Source organism: Winogradskyella sp. KYW1333 (assembly GCF_003335675.1).
Classification (GTDB): domain Bacteria; phylum Bacteroidota; class Bacteroidia; order Flavobacteriales; family Flavobacteriaceae; genus Winogradskyella.
In genome coordinates, this window is the sequence record NZ_QPHL01000006.1 from 1 (window position 1) to 4,658 (window position 4,658).

Annotated in this window: 2 tRNA genes and 2 rRNA genes; all 4 read left to right on the top strand. The window is 48.9% G+C overall.

The features are described 5' to 3' along the window. Positions 1-180: 180 nt before the first annotated feature. Positions 181-1,706, top strand: a 16S ribosomal RNA gene (locus DUZ96_RS00045). Between the two features lie 85 nt (positions 1,707-1,791). Beyond that, positions 1,792-1,865: transfer RNA gene (locus DUZ96_RS00050), tRNA-Ile, on the top strand. Between the two features lie 71 nt (positions 1,866-1,936). Further along, a tRNA-Ala gene (locus DUZ96_RS00055) sits at positions 1,937-2,010 on the top strand. A 130-nt stretch (positions 2,011-2,140) separates the two neighbouring features. Then, positions 2,141-4,658, top strand: a 23S ribosomal RNA gene (locus DUZ96_RS00060); the annotation flags it as partial.

Sequence of the window (4,658 nt, forward strand, 5' to 3'; positions counted from 1 at the left end):
TTTATATTTGCACCCGCTTAAACGCCGAAGGGCAGTTTTAGGGAACAGAAAAAGTTCATTAACATATTGAATTGACAGCGTAAGATTGGGACCGGAAACGGTTTTGGTCGACAAGAGAACGAACCATCATGAGTACTTTGGAAATTCTGAATCGGTCGTTGAATAAATATTTAAGATTTAACGATGAAGAGTTTGATCCTGGCTCAGGATGAACGCTAGCGGCAGGCCTAACACATGCAAGTCGAACGGTAACAGGGAAAAGCTTGCTTTTCCGCTGACGAGTGGCGCACGGGTGCGTAACGCGTATACAATCTACCTCTTACAGGGGGATAGCCTTTAGAAATGAAGATTAATACCCCATGGCATTATAAACCGGCATCGGTTTATAATTAAAGTTTCGGCGGTAGGAGATGAGTATGCGTTCTATTAGCTAGTAGGTGTGGTAACGGCACACCTAGGCAACGATAGATAGGGGCCCTGAGAGGGGGATCCCCCACACTGGTACTGAGACACGGACCAGACTCCTACGGGAGGCAGCAGTGAGGAATATTGGACAATGGGCGGAAGCCTGATCCAGCCATGCCGCGTGCAGGAAGACTGCCCTATGGGTTGTAAACTGCTTTTGTACAGGAAGAAACCTTTCCACGTGTGGAGAGCTGACGGTACTGTAAGAATAAGCATCGGCTAACTCCGTGCCAGCAGCCGCGGTAATACGGAGGATGCAAGCGTTATCCGGAATCATTGGGTTTAAAGGGTCCGTAGGTGGATTGGTCAGTCAGAGGTGAAATCCTGCAGCTCAACTGTAGAACTGCCTTTGATACTGCCGGTCTTGAATTATTGTGAAGTGGTTAGAATATGTAGTGTAGCGGTGAAATGCATAGATATTACATAGAATACCGATTGCGAAGGCAGATCACTAACAATATATTGACACTGATGGACGAAAGCGTGGGGAGCGAACGGGATTAGATACCCCGGTAGTCCACGCCGTAAACGATGGTCACTAGCTGTTCGGACTTCGGTCTGAGTGGCTAAGCGAAAGTGATAAGTGACCCACCTGGGGAGTACGTTCGCAAGAATGAAACTCAAAGGAATTGACGGGGGCCCGCACAAGCGGTGGAGCATGTGGTTTAATTCGATGATACGCGAGGAACCTTACCAGGGCTTAAATGTAGATTGCATTAGCTGGAGACAGCTATTTCTTCGGACCATCTACAAGGTGCTGCATGGTTGTCGTCAGCTCGTGCCGTGAGGTGTCAGGTTAAGTCCTATAACGAGCGCAACCCCTGTTGTTAGTTGCCAGCATGTAAAGATGGGAACTCTAGCAAGACTGCCGGTGCAAACCGCGAGGAAGGTGGGGATGACGTCAAATCATCACGGCCCTTACGTCCTGGGCTACACACGTGCTACAATGGTATGGACAATGAGCAGCCACTTCGCGAGAAGGAGCGAATCTACAAACCATATCACAGTTCGGATCGGAGTCTGCAACTCGACTCCGTGAAGCTGGAATCGCTAGTAATCGGATATCAGCCATGATCCGGTGAATACGTTCCCGGGCCTTGTACACACCGCCCGTCAAGCCATGGAAGCTGGGAGTGCCTGAAGTCCGTCACCGCAAGGAGCGGCCTAGGGTAAAATCGGTAACTAGGGCTAAGTCGTAACAAGGTAGCCGTACCGGAAGGTGCGGCTGGAACACCTCCTTTCTAGAGAAAGACGACTGATAACGAAGAAAGGAAAGGGATAGTTTGTTCTTTTTGCTGTCAATTTAAAATATCAATAATTAAGTAGAGTCTCATAGCTCAGCTGGTTAGAGCGCTACACTGATAATGTAGAGGTCGGCAGTTCGAGTCTGCCTGAGACTACTGATTAAAGGAAATTCTGGAAGCTGGGATTCAAGGTTCGAAATTCTGAATTCAAGTTCTGAGTTCTAGATGGGGAATTAGCTCAGCTGGCTAGAGCGCCTGCCTTGCACGCAGGAGGTCACCGGTTCGACTCCGGTATTCTCCACTGACGGCACTGGCCGTATAAGTTCATTGACATATTGAAAAAAGATACATGATAATTAGATAGAAATATTTAATAAAACAAAATTATTGTAACGAGCAATAATTGTAACTCATTAAAAAGACAAAAGTACAATAAGCTAAATAAGAGCGTATGGGGAATGCCTAGGCTCTCAGAGGCGATGAAGGACGTGATAAGCTGCGAAAAGCTGCGGGGATTGGCACATACAATTTGATCCGCAGATATCCGAATGGGGCAACCCGGCATGTTGAAGACATGTCATCCGTAAGGAGGCGAACCCGGAGAACTGAAACATCTAAGTACCCGGAGGAGAAGAAAACAAAAGTGATTCCGATAGTAGCGGCGAGCGAAATCGGATTAGCCCAAACCAGTATTGTTACGGCAATTCTGGGGTTGTAGGACTGCGTCGTTGGTCGTGTAATGAACTAGAACGCTTTGGAAAGAGCGGCCATAGAGGGTGATAGCCCCGTAAAGGTAAAGATCATTGACCATAGCAGTATCCTGAGTAGTGCGGGGCACGTGTAACCCTGTATGAATCTGTGGGGACCATCCCATAAGGCTAAATACTCCTGAGAGACCGATAGTGAACTAGTACCGTGAGGGAAAGGTGAAAAGAACCCTGAATAAGGGAGTGAAATAGAACCTGAAACCATACGCTTACAAGCGGTCGGAGCCATTCGTGGTGACGGCGTGCCTTTTGCATAATGAGCCTACGAGTTACCGTTGCTAGCAAGGTTAAGTACTTAAGGTACGGATCCGTAGCGAAAGCGAGTCTGAACAGGGCGCTTAAGTTAGTAGTGGTAGACGCGAAACCGTGTGATCTACCCATGGGCAGGGTGAAGCTGTGGTAACACACAGTGGAGGCCCGAACCGGTTGACGTTGAAAAGTCTTCGGATGACCTGTGGGTAGGGGTGAAAGGCCAATCAAACTCGGAAATAGCTCGTACTCCCCGAAATGCATTTAGGTGCAGCGTCGGTTTAGTTTTATAGAGGTAGAGCTACTGATTGGATGCGGGGGCTTCACCGCCTACCAATTCCTGACAAACTCCGAATGCTATAAAATGATGACCGGCAGTGAGGGCATGGGTGCTAAGGTCCATGTCCGAGAGGGAAAGAACCCAGACCATCAGCTAAGGTCCCCAAATGTATGTTAAGTTGAATAAACGAGGTTGAACTGCTTAGACAGCTAGGATGTTGGCTTGGAAGCAGCCATTCATTTAAAGAGTGCGTAACAGCTCACTAGTCGAGCGGTTCGGCATGGATAATAATCGGGCATAAACATACTACCGAAGCTATGGACTTTTAAAAGTGGTAGGGGAGCATTGTAGTGTCGTCGAAGGTGTACTGCGAGGTATGCTGGAGAAGCTACAAAAGAAAATGTAGGCATAAGTAACGATAATGCGGGCGAGAAACCCGCACACCGAAAGACTAAGGTTTCCTCAGCTATGCTAATCAGCTGAGGGTTAGTCGGGACCTAACGCGAACCCGAAAGGGGTAGTGGATGGACAACGGGTTAATATTCCCGTACCTGCTCACGCTAAAAGTGACGGAGGCGTATATTTGGTGCGAACTGACGGAATAGTTCGTTGAAGGGAGCGGTAACGCCCCGATAGTACACTGAGGCTACGGCCAAGGTGATAATCCAGAGAAGCGACTTCCAAGAAAAGCAAGTGAAGCAGCCCGTACCGCAAACCGACACAGGTAGTTGGGATGAGAATTCTAAGGTGCTCGAGAGATTCATGGCTAAGGAACTAGGCAAAATAGACGCGTAACTTCGGGAGAAGCGTCGCCTGTAGTAATACAGGCCGCAGTGAAAAGATCCAAGCGACTGTTTATCAAAAACACAGGGCTCTGCTAAATCGAAAGATGACGTATAGGGCCTGACACCTGCCCGGTGCTGGAAGGTTAAGTGGAGGGCTTAGAGGTTTACCTCGAAGGTCTGAAATGAAGCCCCAGTAAACGGCGGCCGTAACTATAACGGTCCTAAGGTAGCGAAATTCCTTGTCGGGTAAGTTCCGACCTGCACGAATGGTGTAACGATTTGGATACTGTCTCAGCCATGAGCTCGGTGAAATTGTAGTATCGGTGAAGATGCCGATTACCCGCAGTGGGACGAAAAGACCCCGTGAACCTTTACTATAGCTTAGTATTGGCTTTGGATAAGTAATGTGTAGGATAGGTGGGAGACTTTGAAGCGGCGTCGCCAGGCGTTGTGGAGTCATTGTTGAAATACCACCCTTTGCTTATCTAGAGTCTAACGTCTAGCGACGGACAGTGCTTGGTGGGTAGTTTGACTGGGGTGGTCGCCTCCAAAAGAGTAACGGAGGCTTCTAAAGGTTCCCTCAGCACGCTTGGTAACCGTGCGTAGAGTGCAATGGCATAAGGGAGCTTGACTGAGAGACATACAGGTCGATCAGGTACGAAAGTAGAGCATAGTGATCCGGTGGTTCCGCATGGAAGGGCCATCGCTCAAAGGATAAAAGGTACTCCGGGGATAACAGGCTGATCTCCCCCAAGAGCTCACATCGACGGGGGGGGTTGGCACCTCGATGTCGGCTCGTCACATCCTGGGGCTGGAGAAGGTCCCAAGGGTTGGGCTGTTCGCCCATTAAAGTGGCACGCGAGCTGGG